This window comes from Reyranella sp. (assembly GCF_004297405.1).
In the GTDB taxonomy this organism is placed as follows: Bacteria; Pseudomonadota; Alphaproteobacteria; order Reyranellales; family Reyranellaceae; genus Reyranella.
This window is the reverse complement of sequence record NZ_SCVC01000011.1, coordinates 173,644-190,405: the sequence shown is the minus strand read 5'-3', so window position 1 is coordinate 190,405 and position 16,762 is coordinate 173,644. Positions and strand designations below refer to the sequence as shown.

The 16,762-nt window shown below is 65.0% G+C and carries 16 protein-coding genes; 7 read left to right on the top strand and 9 right to left on the bottom strand.

The features are described from left to right. The first annotated feature begins 188 nt into the window (after window positions 1-188). On the top strand, window positions 189-2,528 hold the full coding sequence (locus EPO50_RS08765) for a TonB-dependent receptor (protein ID WP_296343015.1): 2,340 nt from the start codon (window positions 189-191) through the stop codon (window positions 2,526-2,528). A gap of 87 nt (window positions 2,529-2,615) precedes the next feature. On the opposite strand, the gene EPO50_RS08760 is transcribed toward EPO50_RS08765, so the two are convergent. From EPO50_RS08760 to EPO50_RS08750, 3 genes are all read right to left on the bottom strand, one after another. Continuing rightward, window positions 2,616-3,611, bottom strand: a complete 996-nt coding sequence (locus EPO50_RS08760) for a tripartite tricarboxylate transporter substrate binding protein (protein WP_296343013.1) — start codon at window positions 3,609-3,611, stop codon at window positions 2,616-2,618. A gap of 181 nt (window positions 3,612-3,792) precedes the next feature. Then, complete coding sequence (locus EPO50_RS08755) at window positions 3,793-5,073, bottom strand: adenylate/guanylate cyclase domain-containing protein (protein WP_296343011.1); 1,281 nt, start codon at window positions 5,071-5,073, stop codon at window positions 3,793-3,795. Window position 5,074: 1 nt separating this feature from the next. Further along, a complete protein-coding gene (locus EPO50_RS08750; RefSeq protein WP_296343009.1) occupies window positions 5,075-5,848 on the bottom strand; it encodes an SDR family oxidoreductase in 774 nt (257 codons plus the stop codon). 116 nt (window positions 5,849-5,964) lie between these two features. Here EPO50_RS08750 and EPO50_RS08745 point away from each other — a divergent pair, with 116 nt between their 5' ends. Continuing rightward, window positions 5,965-6,864, top strand: a complete 900-nt coding sequence (locus tag EPO50_RS08745; protein WP_296343006.1) for a LysR family transcriptional regulator — start codon at window positions 5,965-5,967, stop codon at window positions 6,862-6,864. Window positions 6,865-6,877: 13 nt separating this feature from the next. Here EPO50_RS08745 and EPO50_RS08740 read toward each other — a convergent pair whose 3' ends face one another. Next, on the bottom strand, window positions 6,878-7,777 hold the full coding sequence (locus EPO50_RS08740; protein WP_296343005.1) for an SDR family NAD(P)-dependent oxidoreductase: 900 nt from the start codon (window positions 7,775-7,777) through the stop codon (window positions 6,878-6,880). A gap of 75 nt (window positions 7,778-7,852) precedes the next feature. Here EPO50_RS08740 and EPO50_RS08735 point away from each other — a divergent pair, with 75 nt between their 5' ends. The 3 genes from EPO50_RS08735 to EPO50_RS08725 are packed head-to-tail and all read left to right on the top strand — an operon-like array spanning window position 7,853 to window position 11,370. Beyond that, window positions 7,853-9,079 (top strand): serine hydrolase, encoded by a 1,227-nt coding sequence (locus EPO50_RS08735; RefSeq protein WP_296343003.1) that lies wholly within the window; start codon window positions 7,853-7,855, stop codon window positions 9,077-9,079. Between the two features lie 18 nt (window positions 9,080-9,097). Beyond that, a complete protein-coding gene (locus EPO50_RS08730) occupies window positions 9,098-9,973 on the top strand; it encodes a TauD/TfdA family dioxygenase (protein ID WP_296343001.1) in 876 nt (291 codons plus the stop codon). Window positions 9,974-9,975: 2 nt separating this feature from the next. After that, window positions 9,976-11,370 carry an MFS transporter gene (locus EPO50_RS08725; RefSeq protein WP_296342997.1) on the top strand — a complete coding sequence of 465 codons (1,395 nt, stop codon included), beginning with the start codon at window positions 9,976-9,978 and terminating at the stop codon, window positions 11,368-11,370. Here EPO50_RS08725 and EPO50_RS08720 read toward each other — a convergent pair. After that, window positions 11,367-12,320, bottom strand: coding sequence for a GlxA family transcriptional regulator (locus tag EPO50_RS08720; protein ID WP_296342995.1), 954 nt, complete (start codon window positions 12,318-12,320; stop codon window positions 11,367-11,369). The two genes, EPO50_RS08725 and EPO50_RS08720, sit on opposite strands and share 4 nt — an antisense overlap. Before the next feature lie 78 nt (window positions 12,321-12,398). Here EPO50_RS08720 and EPO50_RS08715 point away from each other — a divergent pair, with 78 nt between their 5' ends. Continuing rightward, a complete protein-coding gene (locus tag EPO50_RS08715) occupies window positions 12,399-13,085 on the top strand; it encodes a DJ-1/PfpI family protein (RefSeq protein WP_296342993.1) in 687 nt (228 codons plus the stop codon). Here EPO50_RS08715 and EPO50_RS08710 read toward each other — a convergent pair. Both EPO50_RS08710 and EPO50_RS08705 read right to left on the bottom strand, forming a co-directional pair. Continuing rightward, the gene (locus EPO50_RS08710) at window positions 13,071-13,559 is read right to left on the bottom strand and encodes a DUF1772 domain-containing protein (protein WP_296342991.1); all 489 of its coding nucleotides are present in this window, start codon (window positions 13,557-13,559) and stop codon (window positions 13,071-13,073) included. The genes EPO50_RS08715 and EPO50_RS08710 overlap by 15 nt on opposite strands. Further along, the gene (locus EPO50_RS08705) at window positions 13,556-14,428 is read right to left on the bottom strand and encodes an NmrA family NAD(P)-binding protein (protein ID WP_296342989.1); all 873 of its coding nucleotides are present in this window, start codon (window positions 14,426-14,428) and stop codon (window positions 13,556-13,558) included. The genes EPO50_RS08710 and EPO50_RS08705 overlap by 4 nt, the downstream gene beginning before the upstream one ends. Window positions 14,429-14,579: 151 nt before the next feature. Between EPO50_RS08705 and EPO50_RS08700 the strand changes: the two genes are divergently transcribed. Then, window positions 14,580-14,888, top strand: a complete 309-nt coding sequence (locus EPO50_RS08700) for a helix-turn-helix domain-containing protein (protein WP_296342987.1) — start codon at window positions 14,580-14,582, stop codon at window positions 14,886-14,888. A gap of 64 nt (window positions 14,889-14,952) precedes the next feature. Here the strand turns inward: EPO50_RS08700 and EPO50_RS08695 are convergent, their stop codons facing one another. Continuing rightward, window positions 14,953-15,501: a hypothetical protein gene (locus tag EPO50_RS08695; RefSeq protein WP_296342985.1), complete on the bottom strand. Its 549-nt coding sequence runs from the start codon at window positions 15,499-15,501 to the stop codon at window positions 14,953-14,955. Between the two features lie 86 nt (window positions 15,502-15,587). Continuing rightward, the gene (locus EPO50_RS08690) at window positions 15,588-16,748 is read right to left on the bottom strand and encodes an acyl-CoA dehydrogenase family protein (protein WP_296342983.1); all 1,161 of its coding nucleotides are present in this window, start codon (window positions 16,746-16,748) and stop codon (window positions 15,588-15,590) included. Between the last annotated feature and the right edge of the window lie 14 nt (window positions 16,749-16,762).

Here is a 16,762-nt window from a genome sequence, read left to right as displayed (position 1 = left end):
CTTTCCCGGGCGAGCCGCCGCCGTATCGCGCCAGCTCTGAGTCTTGGGGAATGGAGTCTGGCGTGACGAAGATGCGCATTCGAGCGATGCGCTTCCGCGTAGTTGCGGGAGCGTCGACGCTTCTGGCTGCCTTAGCGGCAAACACAGCAACAACTCATGCGCAGGAGCCACCGCCTTCGGCGCAGATGATGGCGCAAGCGGCGAACACACGCACGTTCAACATCCCTCCTCAATCACTCGCCAGCGCCCTGCCGTTGTTCGGTCAGCAATCCGGCCGGCAGATCACCGCCGATGCCGCCCTGGTACGCGGTCTCTCCACGCAAGGCGTACAGGGCACGATGACGATCGACGCTGCCCTGCAGCAGCTCCTCGCAGGGACAGGCCTCTCCTGGTCGGGATCGCGCGGCGCTACGATCGCGCTGCACCGCATAGGTCAGAGCAGCGACTCCACGCTGCAGCTCGATCCCGTGCAGGTACAGGGTTATCCGGTCCCGTCGCAGGCGATGATCGACAATATCCCGGCACCCTATGCCGGCGGCCAGGTCGCGACGGGAAGCCAGCTCGGCCTGCTCGGCAATCGCGACGTGATGGACACCCCCTTCAACCAGACGAGCTACACGGCGAAGAAGGCGCAGGACCAGCAGGCGAAGACGATACGAGATGTCCTGATCGACGATCCGTCGGTGAGATCGTTCTATCCCGACGGAAGCACGGGCATCGACGCCATGTACATCCGCGGCTTCAGCGTTCTGGATTCGCCCATGCTCGGCGGATTGCAGGGCATGGCACCCTACCTCTCGGTGATGCCCGAGTTCGCCGAGCGAGTCGAAGTGCTCAAGGGGCCGAGCGCGATGCTGTTCGGCATGCCGCCGGGCGGTTCCGTCGGCGGCACGATCAATCTCGTGGCCAAGCGCGCCGGTCCCGATCCTCTGACCCAGTTCACCGCATCCTATAATTCGACGGCGCAGTTCGGCGGCCATGTCGATATCGGCCGCCGCGTCGGTCCAGACAAGGAAGTGGGTGTTCGGCTCAACGGCGTCTATCGCGCCGGTCAAACGGCCGTGGAGTGGAACAGCGACAAGAGGGCTTTGACCACTCTCGGTCTGGATTTCCGCGGCGAGCGCGTGCGCTTGTCGGCCGATCTCGGTTACCAGTACCAGTTCATCAACGGACTGATCCCGTTCATCGCCTTGGGGGCCAATGTTCCGGTTCCCTGGGCGCCAGACGCCCGCAGCAATCCCGGCGGACAGCCGTGGAGCACCAACGAACGCAAGGACATCTTCGGCATCGTCAGGGGTGAGTTCGATCTGACGGAGCGCATCACCGCCTACGCGACGTTCGGCGCACACGATTATCGCAACGGACAGTTCGGCGTGTTCAACGTAGCCGTCAACAATGCGTCCGGCGCCGCCACGACCACGCCACGGACCCAGAACATCTATTCGACGTGGCTGACCGGCGAGGCAGGCATCCGCGGCACGGTCGATACCGGTCCGATCGGGCACGAGTTTGCCTTCAGTGCCACGACGCTCCAGCAGGACCAGGGAGCGAATGCGGTCAACGGCACGGCCTATGCCACGACCATCTATGATCCGCTGATCGTCGCGCGGCCAAATCTCGCGAACCCCGCGGCCAACAAGACCGCGACCAGCACCCTCTCCAGCCTCGCAATCGCCGACACGCTGTTGATGGCGGACAAGCGCATCCAGCTCACGCTCGGCGGCCGCCTGCAGCAGGTCAGATCCACCAACTACAACGTGCTCACCGGCGCCCAGACATCGACCTACGATCAGAGCGCGCTCACGCCATCGGTCGCGCTCGTCGTCAAGCCGTGGAGCAATGTCTCTCTCTACGGCAACTTCATTCAGGGCCTGCAGCAGGGCATCGTCGTCGGGCCGGCCTTCACGAATGCCGGCGAGATCTTTGCTCCCTATGTGTCGACGCAGTTCGAGGTCGGCGTGAAGGTCGACTGGGGAAAGCTCACCACGACGGCCAGCCTCTTCCAGATCACCCAGCCGAGCATCCTGACCAACGTCACGAACAACACGCAGTATCTCGGCGGCGAGCAGCGCAACCAGGGGCTCGAGCTCAACTTCTTTGGTGAACCGATCGAAGGCGTGCGCCTGCTGGGCGGTGCGATGTTTCTCGATGCTGTCCTGACCAAGACCCAGGGCGGCGTCACGAATGGCTGGACGGCGCCGATGGCCCCGAGCGTCGAGCTACGCCTGGCGGGCGAGTGGGACTTGCCGTTCGTGCCCGGTCTCACGCTCAACGGTCGTATGGTCTACACGGGCTCGCAGTACATCGATGCGACCTGGCCTCGGCGCAGCCTGGCGGCCTGGACGCGCTTCGATGTCGGGGCTCGTTATACGTTCGAGAACCCCGGCGCCAAAGGAAAGCTCCTTGTCGCTCGCTTCAACGTCGAAAATCTCTTCGACACCAACTACTGGGCAGGCGGCTTCGGGGCGACCACGCTCAGCGTCGGAGCGCCGCAAACTTTCAGGCTGTCGTTGACCGCAGATTTCTAGCGGCTGTCGCGCCCCGGCGCCTTCTTCCTCGAGAAGGCGCCGCCTGCTTCGTGAACGTTCGCCGTTTCCCTGTGAAAGGGAACGGCTTTAGGCTTCGATCTTCACGCCGGCGGTGGTGATCACCTTCCGCCACTTCTCGACTTCGTCGTTCAGGAACTTCGCCGTCTCCGCCGGCGTCGCGCCGACCGGGATCACGGCCTGCTCGGCCAGCCGCTTGCGCAACGCCTCGTCCTTCACGGCCTTGGCGACTTCGGCACCCAGCTTGTCGACGATGTCCTTCGGCGTGTTGGCCGGCGCCATGAACATCACCCAGCTCGAGGATTCGATCAGCGGGCCGCCCGACTCGACGATGGTTGGGATGTCTTCGGCGCCCGGCACGCGATCCTTCGACATCATGGCGAGCGCCCGGACCTTGCCGGCACGCACCTGACTCATCGTGCCGATCGGCACGTCGAGCAGGAGCTGTAGGTTGCCCGACATCAGATCGGCCAGCGCCGGCGCCGTGCCCTTGTACGGCACATGCACCATCTTGGTGCCGGTGACCTGCATGATCAGTTCCGTCGAGAGATGGGCGGCCGCGCCCACGCCCGAGGAGCCGAACGAGATCTTGCCCGGGTTCTTCTTGGCGTAGTCGATCAGCTCGCCGACGCTCTTTACCGGCATGTCGTTGCTGACGAGGATCATGATCGGCGCGATGCCGACCAGCGACACCGGCGCGAAGCTCGCCACCGGATCGAACTTCAGCTTGCCTTCGTAGAGCGTCTTGTTCGCCGCATGGGCAGCAATGACGGTCAGGAAGGTGTAGCCATCGGGTGGGGCATTCGCGACGATTTCGGCACCGATCAGCGAGTTGGCACCGGGCTTGTTGTCGACCACGAAGGTCTGACCGACGTTGGTCTTCTCCAGGGTGAGGCGCGTCACCGAATCGGTGAGGCCGCCCGCCGTGTAAGGCACGACCCAGCGGATCGGCTTGTTGGGCCATGCCTGCGCTCCGGCCTGGCCCGGAAAGAGCGCGGCGCCGGGCGCGAGAGCTGCAGCGGCGCTTGCCGCCAAAATGGAGCGACGATTGAATTTGGTCTTCATCTTGAACCTCCCACACTAGTCGATCAGACACATGCCCGGCCCGGCCGCCCTGCTCAAGCGGCGAAAGGAGGCAGTCTGTTCTTTTCCGCTAAGCGGGCCTAGGGCGGTATGAGTTGAGATGGGACCGTTCGCGGTCCCATCTCAACTCATACGCGCGAACGGACGGCGGCAGAACCACACATCATGCTTTAGGGCTGAAGATCGCGACCGGCTGCGCCACGCCGCGCAACGGGTGTCGCCCGAGATCGTCGAGCGGCCGGTCGAGACGGGCTGCGACCGTCTCGGTGATGAGGATGGTGCGCCCGAGCGACTTGCTGAGGGCTTCGACCCGGCTTGCCGCGTTGACGGCGCGGCCGATCACGGTGAAGTCGAGGCGTCCGGGGGCGCCGACATTGCCGAAGAACACTTCGCCATCGTGCAAGGCGATCCCGGTACGCAGCGGATGCCAGCCCTTGATGGCGGCGATCTCCGCCGGCGGTGCCGCGTTCAGCCGCTCCAGGTCCGCGCAGGCCTGCTCGGCAGCAGCGAGAGCCGCCTGCGCCGCCGCCTGCTCCGTCGCGAAGGTCGTGAAGGGGAAGACGGCCAGGAGCCCATCACCGATGAACTTCAGCACCTCCCCGCCATGGTCGAGCACGGCGCCGGCCAGGCATCCGAAGTAGGCATTGAGCAGCGTGATCATGTCCGGCCCGGACAGCCGTTCCGACAGGTCGGTGAAGCCGCGCAGGTCCGACACCCAGATCACAGACTGAATCGGCTCGCCGGCGCCGCGCTTGATGAGGCCGTCGAGCACGCGACCACCGGCCGCCACGCCGAGATAGGTATCGAGCACGTTGCCCGCGATGCGCCGCTGGATCTGCCGCTCGACATGCAGGGCGAAGAGCTTCAGGACCCGCTGCAACGCGGACAGTTGCGCATCGGAGAAACCGCCCTCGCACGAGGTCGCGACTGTCGCAGCGTTGTGATACCGGCCGCCGGCCCGGAGCGGCAGTGCGAGGTATTCGACGATCCCTTGTCCTGCCAGCTCGGCCATCAGCGGGTGGCGCGCCACCGCCTCGGGATCGGTGGTCTTGCCGCGATAGGCCTGCCCCCGTTCGATGACACCGGCCAGCGGATTGCGTCGATAGGCGTCGGATTGCAGGGCGTCTTCGCTGACCTTGACCTCGTCGCAGAAGCCGTCGGCGGCGTTCCAGTTCCAGGCGAAGCCGTAGACCTGCGGATGCAGGGTCCCGACATGCAGGCTGGCGCGGTCGAGCGGCAGGCCGGCCGTCACCAGCCGCCAAACGAGCTCTTCGAAGCACGGCAGGGTGTCGTCCTCTGCCGCGGCATTGCCCAGCAGCCAGGCTTCGATCGCCTCGAAGCCCACGACCGAGCCGACGCCTCCCCATCGTCGCGCCGAGCGACGCAGCAGGGAGACGAATGGCGGATAGGATCTCGGCGCGGGATCGACGGGAAGCTGAACCATTCTACTTCGTAGTATAGCCGCCGTTGACCAGGATGGTCTGGCCGGTCATCCACCAGCCATCGGACACCATGAAGCGGATATAGGGGACGATGTCCTCGATGTGGGTGAGGCCGGTCTTGGTAAACTTCGAGAGAGCTGCCGCCGTCTTGTGATAGGCGACCGCGTCCGCCCCTTCGGCCGGATAGAAGAAGGGCGTGTCCATCGGGCCGGGGCCGATTGCCGTCACGGAGATGCCACGCTCGCCGAACTCCTTCGAGGCTGCCCGGGTGAAATGCTCCACCGGCGCCTTGGTCCCTGCATAGGCCGCATAGAACGGCGTGAAGGCGCCGAGCAGTGACGTGACGAGCGTGCAGATCTTGCCGTTGTCGTTGACGTGCTTGCCGGCCTCCTTGAGGAAGAAGAAGGCCGACTTTGCGTTCACCGCGCTCATCTCGTCGTACTCTGCCTCGGAAACCTCGACGATCGGCTTCTTCAGCACCTTGCCGACGGTGTTGATGGCGATGTCCGGACGCCCGATAGCGGCAATGGCATCCGCAAAGAGCTTCTCCATCGCGCCCGCGCTGGTGAGGTTGGCCTGCAGCGCCACCGCCTTGGCGCCGGCCGCCTGCACGGCAGCGACCGTTGCGTCCGCCTCTGCCTTGCTAGCGGCGCTGTTGTAGTGAACCGCGACGGCCTTCGCGCCGTGTTCCGCCAGATCGCGGGCGATGAGGCCGCCCAGATTCTTGGCTCCGCCGGCGATCAGTGCGGTTTTGCCCTTGAGGCTGTGGTCGACCATCGATGAGGCTCCTTCGTTGTCTGGACGAATGACCTCAACTTGATCGTTCATCTGATTGGAATAAAGTGGCCAAAACCGACATCACTTGTCGGATAGACCAAACAATTGGCCGCGTTATGGATCGCATCGAAAGCCTGCGAATCTTCGCCCGCATCGTTCAGTGCGGCAGCTTCACCAAGGCGGCGGCAACCCTGCAAATGCCGCGCTCGTCGGTCTCGATGGCCATCCAGGAACTCGAGGCCCGTATCGGCGCACGGCTTCTCGCCCGCACGACGCGCCGCGTGGCGCCGACACAGGAAGGTATCGCCTTCTATGAACGCTGCGAGCGTCTCCTCGGCGATTATGAAGAGGTCGAAGGCCTGTTCCGGCAGTCGTCCAGCCTTCCCGCCGGCAGATTGTCGGTCAATGTGCCGGGCCGTATGGGCCGCCTGATCTTTGCGCCGGCGCTTCCCGATTTCTTCCGCCGCTATCCCGAGATCGAACTGGAGCTGGGTGTCACCGATCGCGCCATCGACCTGGTGCATGAAGGTGTCGACTGCGCGGTGCGCGTTGGACCGTTGGGCGATTCGAGCCTCGTCGCCCGCAAGGTCGGCGACATCACCTTATGCAACTGCGCAAGCCCGTCTTACCTGCACAAGCACGGCACGCCGGAGACGATCGACGATCTCGAGCGCCACGTCGCCGTTGGCTATGCCTCGCCGACCAGCGGTAGGATCGAAGAGTGGGAATGGCTCGAAGACGGCATGGTCAGGAGGCGGCCGATACCGACACGCATCACCGTGAACAATGCCGAAGCCTACATCGCCTGCTGCCTGGCCGGACTGGGGCTGATCCAGATTCCCCTCTACGACGTCCGCAGCCACCTCGCGGCCGGCGAACTCGTCGAGGTCCTGCCTCATCTCCGGGCGGCGCCGATGCCGGTGCATATTCTCTATCCGCACCGGCGCCATCTGTCGCGTCGACTTCAGGTGTTCGTCGACTGGGCAAGCGCGCTCCTACGGGAGCACGCCGCCTGAGAGGCACGAAGCTCTAGTCGAGATCGAGACCGTTCATGCCGGCGTTCTTGCGCGCCTTCTTGGCGATCTCGCCCAGCACCTTGCCTGCCTGATGCGGGTCCATGATCTGCTCGACCTCGGGGCCTTTGTGCCAGCCTTCGGCCACCGCAAAGATGCCGTTGCCCGCCTGGAAGACGCGGCCCGTGACTTCGCGGCTGTCTTCGCTGACGAGCCACGTGGCGACCGGCGCAATCCACTTCGGATCGCGGCGTTTCTTGTCCTCCTCGGTGTACTCGCGCAAATCCTCGGTCATGCGCGTGAACGCCGACGGCGAGATCGAATTGACCGTGATGCCGTAGCGGCCGAGCTCGCGCGCAGCGATGACGGTGAAGGAAGCGATGCCCGCCTTGGCCGCACCGTAGTTGGTCTGACCGATATTGCCGTAGATGCCCGAGACCGACGTGGTGGTGACAATGCGTGCATCGACCGGGCCACCCTTCAGCTTGGCCTGGTCACGCCAATAAGCAGCAGCGTGGCGGGCTGGCGCGAAGGTGCCCTTGAGATGCACCTTGATGACGGCATCCCACTCGTCCTCGCTCATGTTGACCAGCATGCGGTCGCGCAGGATGCCGGCGTTCAGCACGATGGCATCAAGCTTGCCGAAAGCCGAGACAGCCTGGTCGATCATGTTCTTGGCGCCGTTCCAGTCGGAGACGTCGTCGCCATTGGCCACGGCCTCGCCGCCCTTGGCCTTGATCTCGTTCACGACCTGCTGCGCCGGGCCGACATCGTTGCCCTTGCCCGCGCGATCACCGCCCAGGTCGTTCACGACCACCTTGGCGCCATGCTCGGCCAGCATCAGGCAATGTTCCCGGCCCACACCGCGTGCACCGCCGGTCACGATCGCCACCCGTCCTTCGCACAATCTCGCCATTGCTCCCTCCTGTCTTTTGCGTGTCTGAATCCTGGCGTCCTGCGCTAGTCTAGCGGGGCTCATAGGAGGATCGCCATGGACACGCTGCCGCTCGTTACCCCCGAACAGGTCGGACTTTCCGCAGCGCGGCTCGATCGCGTGCGGACATGGATGCATCAGTGGGTCGACAGCGGAAAACTCGCCGGCATGGTCACCTGCGTCATGCGCAAGGGCCAGCTCGCCTTCGCCGAGGTCTACGGCAAGGCGGATGTTGCACGCGACAAGCCGATGCGGCCCGACACGATCTTCCGCATCTATTCGATGACCAAGCCGCTCACCTCGACTGCAATCATGATGCTCTACGAGGAAGGCCGCTTTCAGCTCGACGATCCGATCTCGAAGTTCATTCCCGCCTTCGCCAATCCGCGCGTCTATGTCGGCGGCAGCCGCGGCAAGATGGAAACGGTGCCGGCCGAGCGCGAGATCAACTTCCGCGATCTGCTGACCCATACGTCGGGCCTGACCTATGGCTTCATGGAAAGCACGCCGGTCGACGCTGCCTACCGCGCCAAGGACGGCGTCGATTTCCAGACCGCCGATACCAGCCTCAAGCAGGTCGTCGAGAAGCTGGCGACGATTCCCCTGATCGCGCAGCCTGGCAAGGCGTGGAACTATTCGGTGGCGACCGATGTGTTGGGCTACCTGGTCGAGGTGATCTCCGGCCAGCCCTTCGAGAAATACCTCAAGGAGAAGGTCATCGATCCGCTTCGCATGATCGATACCGACTTCCATGTGCCGAAGGAAAAGCACGACCGCTTCGCGGCCAACTACTCGGCCGGTGCCGGCGGCAAGCTCGACCTGATCGACGATCCGACCAAGAGCCGCTACCTCGCGCCGCGCAAGGTGAACTCCGGCGGTGGCGGTCTGGTTTCGACGGCCGCCGATTATCTGCGCTTCTGCCAGTTCATGCTGAACAAGGGTGAACTCGACGGTGTGCGTCTGCTCGGCCGCAAGACGGTCGAGCTGATGACCATGAATCACTTGAACGGCGACATGGCCGACATGGGCACGCCACGCTTCTCGGAATCGACCTATACCGGCATCGGCTTCGGGCTGGGCTTTTCGGTGATGATCGACCCGGCCAAGGCCTATATCGCCGGCACGCCCGGCGAGTTCGCCTGGGGTGGCGCCGCGTCGACCGCCTTCTGGATCGACCCGGCGGAGGATATGGCGGTGGTGCTGCTGACGCAGCTCATGCCCTCCTCGACCTATCCGATCCGCCGCGAACTGCGCGTGCTCACCTATCAGGCGATTGTCGACTAGGCGAAGGAAGCAGGCGCCATGCGCAACACCAGCAGCATCGAAGTCCGCAAGCTCCACCCCCTGTTCGGCGCGGAAGTTTCAGGGATCGACATCACACGTCCGCTTTCGGCGCGTGAGTTCGGGCCGATCCGGGCCGCCTTCGAGGAGCATTCCGTGCTCCTCTTCCGCGACCAGCCAATGGACGACGACAAGCAGATCGCCTTCAGCGAGAATTTCGGGCCGCTGGAGACGACGGGCAGCGCCAACCCGGCCGCCGGCACCAAGTTCGCGCGCCAGTCGAACCTCGACATCATGACGGGCGAGCCGATCCCACCCGACGACATGCGCATGATCTACCAGAAGGCCAACTACTTCTGGCACTCCGACTCGTCCTTCAAGCGCATCCCCTCGCTCTGCTCGGTGCTGACGGCGCGCATCTGTCCGCCCGAAGGTGGCAATACCGAATTCCTCAGCATGCGCGCGGCGTGGGACGCGCTGCCGCCCGCCCTGCAGGCGACGATCCATCCGCTAATCGCCGAACATGCGCTCGCCCATTCGCGCGATCGTGTGCAGAAGGGAATCCTGAGTGCCAAGTCGTTGTCCGAACTGCCGCCGGTCAAGCAGCGCCTGTTTCGCGACAATCCGATCAACGGCCGCCGGGCGCTCTATATCGGCGCCCATGCCGGCCACATCGTCGATTGGCCCGAGCCGATCGGCAAGGCGATCCTCTGGGAACTGGCGCAGCGTGCCGAGCAGCCGGAGTTCATGCTCTCGCACGCCTGGCGCGAAGGCGACGTGATCGTGTGGGACAACCGCGCCGTCCTGCATCGCGCGACTTATTACGACGCCACCAAGCACAAGCGACTGATGCAGCGGACGACCATCGGCGGCGACGCCCCGACGGTTCCGCAATAAGAATGGCCGAACCGGCGCAAGCTCCGGCTGCTCCCGACGGAATGCCCCCTGGGCTGCCGCGCATCCTCGCGGTGGCGACGATCACCATTGGGCTGATGATGTCGGTGCTCAGCAACTCGATGACCAACCTGGCGCTGCCCTACATGGCGCAGGATCTCGGCATCTCGGCGGAAAGCTCGATCTGGATCGTCAATGCCAGCCAGATCGCCTTGATGGTGACCCTGCTGCCTGTGGCGGCGCTGGCCGACATCGTGGGCTATCGTCATGTCTATCGCGTCGGGCTGGTGCTGTTCTCGATCGCCTCGATCGGCTGCGCACTGGCGCCGTCGCTGCCCTGGCTGATCGCCGCCCGCGCCTTCCAGGGGCTGGGTGGTGCCGCCATCATGGCGATCCAGCCTGCCCTCGTGCGCTCGATCTACCCGCGCGCCATGCTGGGCCGCGGCCTCGGCTTCAATACCACCGTCGTTGCGACCTCTCTCGCGGCCGGGCCCAGCCTGGGTGCCGCGCTGCTCTCGATCACGTCGTGGCCGATCCTGTTCGCCGTCTATGTGCCGCTGGGCGTCATTGCCTTCATACTGTCGGAACGGTACCTGCCGCACACCTCGCATACGCACCGGCCGTTCGACGTGTTGTCGGCGATCATGTCGGGCGCGACCTTCGGGCTGCTGATCTTCGGTATCGACGGCATGGCGCATGGCCATTCGCATCTGCTGGTCATCTCGGAACTGGCGGCTGCCGCGATCCTCGGCACGCTCTTCGTCTGGCGTCAGACGCGGCTTCCCGATCCGATGATGCCGATTGATGTTTTCCGCCGGCCGATCTTCTCGCTGTCGATCAGCGCCTCGACCTGCACCTTCACGGCGCAGGGTTTGGCCTTCGTTAGCCTGCCGTTCTTCTTCCACACGGTGCTGGGCCGCGACGCTACCGACACCGGCATCCTCTTGACCGCCTGGCCGCTCGCCCTCGCCGGCATCGCACCGATCGCCGGTCGCCTCGCCGACCGCCACCATGCCGGTTTCCTGGGCGCCATCGGGCTCACCAGCATGACGGCGGGCCTCATCCTCACCGCCCTGCTGCCGCCCGATCCGTCGGCCGCCAACATCATGTGGCGACTGGTCCTGTGCGGTGCGGGTTTCGGTATCTTCGCCGCGCCAAACAATCGGCTGATGATGAACGCCGTGCCGCGCGACCGAAGCGGCAGCGCCGGCGGCATCATCGCCTCGGCCCGCACCTTGGGTCAGACGATGGGTGCGGCGCTGGTCGCGCTGATCTTCGGCCTGTTCGATTTCTCCAGCGGTGCCATAGCCGCCGCCGATGCCGCCCGTGCCGCAATCTGGCTGAGTGCCGGCTTTGCAGCGGCGGCCCTGGTGATCGGCAGCCTCCGGCTACGTCACTAAGGAGAAGCGTGGATCTCGCGGAAGAGCGACGGCGCCATGCCGAAGCGCCGCTCGAATGCCTGCCCAAGCCGCGCCGATGACCGCAGGCCCACGCGGCCGGCGATGGCCTTGAGCGGCAGCCCCTTGGCCAGGAGCGTGCGCGCCGCATCAAGGCGCAGACCCTCGACGAAGTGTGCCGGGGTCTTGCCCGTAGCGTCGGTAAACTTGCGATAGAAGCTGCGTTCCGACAGGCCAGCCCACTGGGCGAGCGCCGGCACATCGAGCGGCTTGTCGAGATTGTCCTGCATCCAGTCGATCAGTGCGGCGAACGGCGCATCGGCATTCGTCTGGGCCTGCAGCAGCGGACTGAATTGCGATTGATAGCCCGGCCGCCGCGCGTAGAGCACGAAGTGCCGGGCGATCAGGTTGGCGGCCGCGGCGCCGAGATCGGCTTCGACCAGTGCCAGCGCCATGTCGATGCCGGTGGTCACGCCCGCCGATGTCCAGACCTTGCCGTCGACGACATAGAGAGCATCGGCGTCGACCGTCAGTGCAGGAAAGCGGTCGGCAAGTCGTTCGCAGCTCGCCCAGTGCGTCGCGACCCGCTTGCCGTCGAGCAGGCCCGCTGCCGCCAGCATGAAAGCGCCGGTGCAGACCGAGCCGAAGCGCTTGGCCTTGGGCGCCGCCTTGCGCAGCCAGGCCAGCACGTCCTCGCGCGCCAGTGCCGCCTTCAGGCCACGCGAGCCACCGGCGACCAGCAGCGTATCCGGCCGGCCGCCGATTGGGTGACTCATCACGGCAACGCCGCAGTTGGTGGTGACGGCACCACCGTCGGGCGAAACGATCCGTACGTCGTAGAAAGGCCGGTCGCGCCCCTCGTTGGCCGCACCGAACACCGCGGCAGGTCCTGTGACGTCGAGAAGCTGGCAGCCTTCGTAGGCGAGCAGCGAGATTTGATGTGGTCGAGTCATTGGCAGAAAATAACCAATATTTGACATTTCTGCCAGTCTCTTCAAAGCCTATGGTGCGAACCGAACCAGGAGACGCACATGACAGACACGGTCCATATCGGCATTCTTCTCTTTCCCGACGTCACGCAGCTCGACGCCACCGGCCCCGCGCAGGTCCTCTGCCGCGTGCCCAATGCCAAGCTTCACATGATCTGGAAGACGCTGGCCCCCGTGCCAACGGATTCGGGCTTCTCGATCGTGCCGACGACGACTTTCGCCGACTGCCCGCAGCTCGACGTGATCTGCGTGCCAGGCGGCGGCGGTCAGGTACCGCTGATGACCGACGAGGAGACGCTGTCCTTCCTGCGCAAGCAGGCCGCTGGGGCGCGCTACGTCACGTCGGTTTGCACCGGCTCGCTGGTCCTCGGTGCCGCCGGCCTGCTGAAGGGCTACAAGTCGGCCTGTCACTGGTCGTCGCGCGAGTTCCTCACGGCCTTCGGCGCGACTCCCGTCGCCGAGCGCGTGGTGCGAGACCGCAACCGCGTCTCGGGCGGCGGCGTCACAGCCGGTATCGATTTCGGCCTCACGTTGGCGGCCGAACTGGCCGGTGAAGAGATTGCCAAGTCGATCCAGCTCACGCTCGAATATGATCCGCAGCCGCCCTTCGATTCGGGCAGCCCCGAGAAGGCTGGCCCCGAGCGCGTGAAGCGGCTGAAGGAGCGCATCCAAGCCATGCTGCAGAAGCGTTTGGAAGCGAACCAGGCGGCGGCGTCACGCCTTCAGTAGAAGGGCGGCGACGAACAGAGCCATCGATGCGGTGGTCGCCACGGTGCGAACCGTGTTCCACGTCGTCCACCGGTCGAGATAGTGGGTCCACAGGGCGGCCGCCTCCGGCGTGGCTGGCCGCACTGCGGCCAGGGCATCGTTCAACGGAATGTTGAAAGCTCGCGTCACCCCGAAGCAGCCAACGAGATAGAGCAAGCTCGCCAGCAGAAGTAGCTTGCCGCTCGGGCCTTCCCACCAGACATAGGATCCCGCGAGCAGCGCCAGGCAGATCACGCCCGTGCCGACGAACAGCGACAGGAAGCTCGTGTTGAGCACCACGATGTTGATCGACTGCATGGCGTTGATGCCCTGCTCCGGCGGGATGCGACCAAGCGCCGGCATCACGAACGAAGAGCAGGCGAAGAAGATGCCGGCGACGAGCCCGCAGCCGATCACGGCGACGAAGGCAGCGACATAGATCGCCTGGCTGATCATGACTGGCCTGCCGAGGTGAGGCGCCGTAGTGCCTCCTGGAGGGTTATCGTGCCGCGTCGCGTCTCGCCGTCGCCCACATCCATGCGGCCAGCGTTGACGGCATCGGTAAGGTCCGCGAGCTTGGCGGCATAATCCGCGCTGGCGCCGGACGCCTGCAGCGCCGCGATCGTCTCATCGCGGGATGAGGGCACGGGCACCACCGGCTTGCCGAGAAGGTCCGACAGCGCCGCCGCGGCGTCGGCCGGTGAATATTCCTTCGGCCCCGCGAGATTGACGATGCGCGTGCCGGGGCGCGGATCGAGCAGCAGCTCGACCACCGTGCGGCCGACGTCGATGGCCGATACCGTCTCGCCCGCCGCGTTGAGCGGCAGCTTGGCGGAGGGCAACACGCCTGCCTCGCGCGCCGCTGGCAGCATCGCCGCCCAGTTCTCCATGAAATCGCCGGGCCGCAGGAAGGTGAGCGATGGAGCGGCACCGGCCAGCCCCTGCTCGAAATCATGAAGCGTCTGTACGATCCCATTGCCCTCGGCGAGATGGGCGCCGGCGGAGGAGAGCGCCACGACATGCGGCACGCCTGCGGTTCGGATGGCCGATGCAATCGATTGCACGGCCGCCCGGCTCTCGGCCAGGACGTCGGCCGCCTGCAGCGATGGCACCAGCATGACGAAAGCGGCCTCGGCGCCCTGAAACGCCGCGACCAGACTCGCGGTATCGGTCGCCTCACCCCGCATGATCTCGATTCCCGGCCCGGCCAGATGCCTGGCCCGCTCAGCGTCCCGCGCGATCGCCCGCACCGCTATGCCACGCTGCTTCAAGGCCTCGAGCGCAGCACCGCCCACCTGCCCCGTCGTTCCCATCATGACCAACATCGCAGACCTCCACGAGTGACGAGGTCGCTGCTATCACGCTGGTACACTTTTCATAAGTACGCACATTTTTTATACTAAGTGTCACGCATGGTTATGCGGACGGGCACGAAAGGCATCGACAATGGCTACTTCCAAGGCCCCGTGGTGCGCAGTGACCGCGACGGTCGAGGTGATCGGCGGGCGCTGGAAGCCGACCATCCTTTTTCACCTGAAGGATCAGCCGCGCCGATTCAACGAACTGCGCCGCCTCGTTCCTGGCATAACGCAGCGCATGCTGACGTTGCAGTTAAGGGCGCTGGAGCAGGATGGCATCGTGGCCCGCACGGTGCACAACACGATCCCGCCACACGTCGAATATTCGTTCACGCGTAAGGGCTGGACGCTTGGCCCGCTTCTCGACGCGATGGAAGTCTGGGGTGAGAAGAACGGCCCGCGCCGGCGCAGCAAAGCATCCGCCTAGGAAACCTCGCGACGCGCCGGTCGACGCCAGAAAAATCAAGCGAACGGTGGCCGATGTGTGAGAATCAGCCCGCGCCCGCCGTCGCACTCTCGATGGGGATGGCCTTGCCGGCAGCGGTGTCGAACTTCAGCCGGCGCACATAGTCGAGATCGCGGCCGGTGACACGCACGAAGCGGCTGCCTTCAGGATAGTCGATCGCATGGATGGCGCCGACGTCGTAGACGCCAGCATGGCCCGGTTCCAGCCGATAGCTCTTCACCTTCTCGAGCTTGGCATCGCCCGCGCCATCGCCACCGTCGAGCCGCTTGAATTCGCTCATGTCGGTGTAATTGACCGCCTGACCATAGACCGCCCACGAGGCACCGTGATCGTGCGGCGGGCTCTTGTGCGCCTTGGGATTGCAGTGCGCCAGCACCACGAAGCCGAGTTCCTTGTCCTCATAGAGCTTGCGCGCGCCGATCGGCGCGGCCGGCCCGACAGCCTCCTCGACGAAGGCCTTGTTGGTCAGCAGCTTCTCCAGCAGCACGCGCACCTGCTCGCGGCCGGCGGCATTGTTGTTGGCCTTGAGCGCGGCCTGCGCGTCCTTGATGAAACTATCGAGCGAATAGGTCATGCGGCGGCTCCCGGGAGTACAGATCAGAATGCGGGCGGAAATGATCCGCCCGCGGCCCCTTTGCTGTCAACGCTGCCCGCTGCCTGTCAGCGGCCGCCGAAGATGCGACGGGCGATGACCATGCGATGCACTTCCGACGGCCCCTCGTAGACGCGCATGGTGCGCACCTTCTGCGCCATCATCGAAAGCGGCAGTTCCTGTGTAACGCCCATGGCACCGAACGCCTGCTGGGCGTGATCGATCACTTCTGTTGCCATCTCGGTCGCATAGACCTTGATCATCGAGGCCTCCATGCGCACGTCGCGGCCCTCATCCTGCTTGACCGCCGCATCCATCACCATGAGACGGCAGGCGTGCAGCTTCATGGCGGCGTCGGCGACCCACCACTGGATCGCCTGCCGGTCGGCGAGCTTCTGCCCGAAGGTCACGCGCTGGTTAGCATGCTCGACCAACATGTCGAGCGCACGCTGGGCCATGCCGATGCACCAGGAGCCCATCTGCAGGCGCCGCACCGTGAGGCGAAGCTGCATGGGCGCGAAGCCCGCGCCGATGCGGCCAAGCACCTGCGTCTCGGGCACACGACAATCCTCGAACACGACCTCGTAGGTGCGCTGGCCAGCGAGCATCGGGATAGCCCGTGCCACGACCAGGCCCTTCGTGCCCTTGTCGACCAGGAAGGCGGTGATGCCGCCGCGCGACCCGAGATTGGAGTCGGTCACGGCCATGACGATGGTGAAGTCGGCCTTAGCGATACGGCTGATCCAGATCTTGCGGCCGTTGATCACCCAGTCGTTGCCGTCCTTCACCGCCTTCGTCTTCATCCCGGCCGGATCACCACCCGCGCCGGGCTCGGAGATGGCGATGGCGGAGCTGGTGAGGCCCGCGGCATAGGGTTCGAGATATTTCTTGCGCTGTTCCGGATTGGCTGTCGCCAGCAGCATGTGCAGGTTGGGCGAATCCGGTGGGAAGGTGAAGGGCACGCAGGTGTAGCCCAGCTCCTCGTTGACCCCGACCAGCGCCACGGCCGGCAGGTTGGCGCCACCCGCTTCCTCGGGCACATCGAGTGCCCACAGGCCGAGTTCCTTGCACTGCTTGAAGAGCTTGTCGTTCTCTCCGTCGGACAGCGACGCCGGCTGGCCGGTGGCGAAGCGATCCAGGACATTCTTCTCGAGCGGCATCAGTTCGTTGCGCACGAACTTCTTCACCAGCTCGCGCAGCATCTGGTGCTCTTCACTGACTTGAAACATGCCTCTCTCCTCGC